Source organism: Pinirhizobacter sp. (genome assembly GCF_035317885.1).
Lineage (GTDB): Bacteria > Pseudomonadota > Gammaproteobacteria > Xanthomonadales > Rhodanobacteraceae > Pinirhizobacter.
The window spans coordinates 1-3,788 of the sequence record NZ_DATHFX010000184.1 but is presented as its reverse complement, the minus strand read 5'-3'; the positions used below and the strand labels follow the sequence as shown (position 1 = coordinate 3,788).

The window sequence follows — 3,788 nt, the reverse complement described above, 5'->3', positions numbered from 1 at the left end:
CACCGTGGCCGTGCTTTCGTCGTGCGGCCCGGGCTCGCCGCGCAATTCGTTGAGCGGTACGCGTGGCACGGGAACGTGCAGGTCGATGCGGTCGAGCAAGGGGCCGGAGATCTTGCCGCGGTAGCGGGTGACCTGGTCGGGTGTGCAGGTGCAGCGGCCGTGCGGGTCGCCGGCGTGGCCGCAGGGACATGGGTTCATCGCGGCCACCAGCTGGAAGCGCGCGGGGAACGTCGTGCGGCTGGTGGCACGCGAGATCACCACCTGGCCGGACTCGAGCGGCTCGCGCAGGGCTTCGAGCACGCTGCGGCGGAACTCGGGCAGTTCGTCGAGGAACAACACGCCTTCGTGGGCCAGTGATATCTCGCCCGGACGCGGACGCGAACCGCCACCCACCAGTGCTGCCGCGGATGCCGAATGATGAGGCGCACGGAAAGGACGGTAGCGCCACGACGCAGGCGCCGGCAGCTGGCCGCCCACAGAGCGCACGGCGCACGAGGCCAGGGCTTCGTCTTCGCTCATGGTCGGCAACAGGCCCGGCAGGCGTTCGGCGAGCATCGTCTTGCCGGTGCCCGGCGGCCCGGACAGCAGGACATGATGACCACCGGCCGCGGCGATCTCCAGTGCGCGGCGTGCCTGGTACTGGCCGCGGACGTCGTCCAGGTCCGGGTAGCTGGCATCCCCCGTGGCAGCCAGCAGGGGTGGCGCATCCAGATCGCCGGTTTCGGTGAGCCACGCACACACATCGCCCAGCGAATCGGCCACCAGCACGCGCATGCCGCCGACCATCGCAGCTTCCCCGGCGTTGGCGCGGGGCACGATGGCGATACGGCCCGATTCACGCGCCTGCAACAGTGCTGGCAACAGGCCGGCGACCGGACGCAGCTCGCCCGATAGCGCCAGTTCCCCCAGGAATTCGCAAGAGGCCACGCGCTCGGCCGGCAAGTGCCGCGCCGCGGTGAGCAGGCCCACGGCCAGCGCCAGGTCGAAGCGCCCGCCTTCCTTGGGAAGATCGGCCGGGGCCAGGTTCACGGTGACCCGGCCGTTCGGGGTTTCAAAGCCGGTATTGCGCAGCGCCACCCAGACGCGGTCGCGAGCCTCGCGCACGGCGGTCTCGGCCATGCCGACCATATAGAACGCGGGCAGGCCGCCTCCCAGGAAAACCTCGATGGTTACCTCGGGAGCCAGGATGCCATCCTGCGCGCGGCTGTAGGCCACGGCGAGCGTCATGGGGTGGAGCGCGCGGCAACGGGCGTGGTTTCGAACATGGCGCCTTCCTTAGCGCAGGATATTCCGACGGACTTGCAACTAACCGCCCCCGGCTTGGTATCTCGGGGTGAGGGTGACAAACCGGGGGCGGCTCCCGGGAGCTGACTAATGCCCGCGTGCGCCCTGGGACGCTTCGAGGTCCGCAATCCGTTGCTCCAGCTCATCGATCCGTGCGCGGGTGCGCGCTAGCAGCTGCAGCTGGACTTCGAATTCTTCACGGGTAACGAGGTCGAGGCGGCGCAATCCCTGTGCCAGGACATCACGGAAATTGACCTCCAGGTCGTTGCGTGCCTGAGCAAGACCGGGCGGGACCAGCGATGCGAGGCGCTGGGCCAACTGATCGATACTTTGCACATCCATGAGGATTCACCCCGAATTCGTAAGTTCAGTCTAGGAAGCCGTCCGCAGTCCGGCCATCAGGTAATGCCGACTCATCTTGTAGGGTTTTTCCTACAAAACACGTCGGGTCATGGAGGGTACCCCAACGCGATGGCACAATGACCTCCCGCCGCATACCCCACGGAGCAGGACATGAAGCTGGTCGTCGCCATCATCAAGCCTTTCAAGCTGGACGACGTCCGCGAGGCCCTGGCCGAGGTGGGCGTGCAAGGGGTGACGGTGACCGAGGTCAAGGGCTTCGGTCGCCAGAAGGGCCATACCGAGCTCTATCGTGGCGCGGAGTATGTGGTTGATTTTCTTCCGAAGATCAAACTGGAAGTGGCCGTCACCGAGGACATGGTGGAGCGCGTGGTGGAGGCCATCGGCACGGCCGCGCGCACCGGCAAGATCGGCGACGGCAAGATCTTCGTCAGCCCCCTGGAGCAGGTGGTGCGCATCCGCACCGGCGAACTCGACGGCGACGCGCTTTAGTCCAGCGCCACCGCGCCCGCCGGAACCGTCGCCTTCCAGCGGCGGTGGTGCACCAGCAGGCCCGCGTAGTAACAGATGTAGTAGCCGAAGGTCAGGCCCAGCACCAGCAGGGTGAGTGGACTGTTGCCGATCTGTGGATGCTGCTGCGCCGCCGCAGTGGTAGCCGCATCGCCGACGGCCAGGCTACCGGCCACCACGAAACGGTACGCCACGCGGCCCAGCAACAGGGCAGTGACCGCCGCGCCGATCCACGTGTTGGGTATGTAGCGGTCGCCCTCCGCCGTGGTTTCGAAGCGCGTCAGGCGCAGGCCGACGTAACCCACCATGGCGCCCAGGCCCAGGCCCGCCAGCAGCCCCTCGAGCAGGGCCGGGTTGTAGAGGCCGTTCAGGCCGAAACCCACCACCAGCACCGACAGGATCACGATGCGCACGATCATGCGATTGCTGCGGATCGGCTGGCGGCCGAAGCTGCTGCGCACGCGGCGGTAGATGCCCCAGGCCATCAGCGGGACCGAAACCAGCATGCCGATCAACTGCGGGTTCATGGGAGCAGCCATGGGAAAGCCTCGGGACGGGTCTTGAAGTGGGGCCAGCTTAGGGTGCCAATCCACCCCGGACCATGGTCGAACGCCATGACATCGGGGTGACGGCTGTCATTTGGCCTTGCCCTGCGCTGCCACGGCGGCCATCTTGGCCTCGATCGCGGCCGCGTCGCCCAGGTAGTAGTGCCTGATGGGCTTCATGTCGGTGTCGAACTCGTACACCAGCGGCACGCCGTTGGGGATGTTCACGCCCACGATCTCATCGTCGGGGATGTTGTCCAGGTACTTCACCAGCGCCCGCATGGAATTGCCATGGGCCGATACCACCACGCGCTGGCCCGAGCCCACGGCGGGCTTGAGTACTTCGTGCCAGTACGGCAGCACCCGCGCCACGGTGTCCTTCAGGCATTCGGTCAGGGGCACCTGGCCGGGAACCAGCTTCGCATAGCGCGGGTCGTCGATTTCGGTGCTCTTTTCCAGCGCCGGCGGCGGGATGTCGTAGCTGCGGCGCCAGATGTGGACCTGCTCCTCGCCGTATTTGCTTGCCGTCTCGGACTTGTTCAGTCCGGTGAGCGCACCGTAGTGGCGTTCGTTGAGGCGCCAGTCGGTCACCACCGGCAACCACATCTGGTCCATGGTTTCCTGCACGTGCCAAAGGGTGCGCACGGCACGCTTCAGCACGGAAGTGTGGGCGATATCGAAGGCAAATCCTGCATCCATCAGCAGGCGCCCGGCCTCGATGGCCTCCTGGATGCCCTGCTCGCTCAGGTCGACGTCGGCCCAGCCACTGAAGCGGTTCTCCAGGTTCCATTGCGACTGGCCATGGCGGATGAGGACAAGCTTGTGCATGATCTTCCGGTGCCTCGAGGCTAAAGAAGTCGATGGTGGAGCGGGCCGGGCCCCGGCGTCAAATTCCGCTCCCCTGCCATGAGTCACACTAAACGCGGGGCCTTCCGGAGGCATCCTATGCCTACATCAGATCAGAAAAGGGAAACCATCATGAAGCGCAGCCTGATAGTCCTGGCCATGGGCGTAGCCCTTTCGTGCACCGCCTGTGCCGGCGGTAGCGACACGGACAAGGTCAATGGCTCGGTATCGGTCGCCGCTGGT

5 protein-coding genes are annotated in these 3,788 nt (G+C 66.2%); 1 reads left to right on the top strand and 4 read right to left on the bottom strand.

The genetic code is table 11. The annotated features are described in order from the left end of the window. Both VK519_RS05815 and VK519_RS05810 read right to left on the bottom strand, forming a co-directional pair. Positions 1-1,227 (bottom strand): YifB family Mg chelatase-like AAA ATPase (locus VK519_RS05815; protein ID WP_324348179.1); only part of this gene is annotated, 1,227 nt, incomplete at its 3' end. Between the two features lie 144 nt (positions 1,228-1,371). Next, complete coding sequence (locus VK519_RS05810; RefSeq protein WP_324348178.1) at positions 1,372-1,626, bottom strand: accessory factor UbiK family protein; 255 nt, start codon at positions 1,624-1,626, stop codon at positions 1,372-1,374. 171 nt (positions 1,627-1,797) lie between these two features. Here VK519_RS05810 and VK519_RS05805 point away from each other — a divergent pair, with 171 nt between their 5' ends. After that, positions 1,798-2,136, top strand: a complete 339-nt coding sequence (locus tag VK519_RS05805) for a P-II family nitrogen regulator (protein ID WP_324348177.1) — start codon at positions 1,798-1,800, stop codon at positions 2,134-2,136. On the opposite strand, the gene VK519_RS05800 is transcribed toward VK519_RS05805, so the two are convergent. Then, on the bottom strand, positions 2,133-2,693 hold the full coding sequence (locus tag VK519_RS05800; RefSeq protein WP_324348176.1) for a CcdC protein domain-containing protein: 561 nt from the start codon (positions 2,691-2,693) through the stop codon (positions 2,133-2,135). The genes VK519_RS05805 and VK519_RS05800 overlap by 4 nt on opposite strands. 96 nt (positions 2,694-2,789) lie before the next feature. Beyond that, a complete protein-coding gene (gene gpmA, locus VK519_RS05795) occupies positions 2,790-3,530 on the bottom strand; it encodes a 2,3-diphosphoglycerate-dependent phosphoglycerate mutase (RefSeq protein WP_324348180.1) in 741 nt (246 codons plus the stop codon). Positions 3,531-3,788: the final 258 nt, after the last annotated feature.